This is a genomic window from Pseudoalteromonas sp. T1lg23B (genome assembly GCF_002964665.1).
Lineage (GTDB): Bacteria > Pseudomonadota > Gammaproteobacteria > Enterobacterales > Alteromonadaceae > Pseudoalteromonas.
In genome coordinates, this window is record NZ_PQBZ01000012.1 from 1 (window position 1) to 465 (window position 465).

1 rRNA gene is annotated in these 465 nt (G+C 52.3%); it reads right to left on the reverse strand.

The features are described from left to right. Nucleotides 1-455, reverse strand: a 16S ribosomal RNA gene (locus C2M32_RS03815); the annotation flags it as partial. Between the last annotated feature and the right edge of the window lie 10 nt (nucleotides 456-465).

Genomic DNA, 465 nt, shown 5'->3' on the forward strand with positions numbered 1-465 from the left:
AACCTTTCCTCCTTACTGAAAGTGCTTTACAACCCGAAGGCCTTCTTCACACACGCGGCATGGCTGCATCAGGCTTGCGCCCATTGTGCAATATTCCCCACTGCTGCCTCCCGTAGGAGTCTGGGCCGTGTCTCAGTCCCAGTGTGGCTGATCATCCTCTCAAACCAGCTAGGGATCGTCGCCTTGGTGAGCCATTACCTCACCAACTAGCTAATCCCACTTGGGCCAATCTTTAGGCGTGAGGCCCGAAGGTCCCCCACTTTGGTCCGTAGACATTATGCGGTATTAGCAGTCGTTTCCAACTGTTGTCCCCCACCTAAAGGCATGTTCCCAAGCATTACTCACCCGTCCGCCGCTCGTCATCTTCTAGCAAGCTAGAAATGTTACCGCTCGACTTGCATGTGTTAGGCCTGCCGCCAGCGTTCAATCTGAGCCATGATCAAACTCTTCAATTAAAAGTTTTTT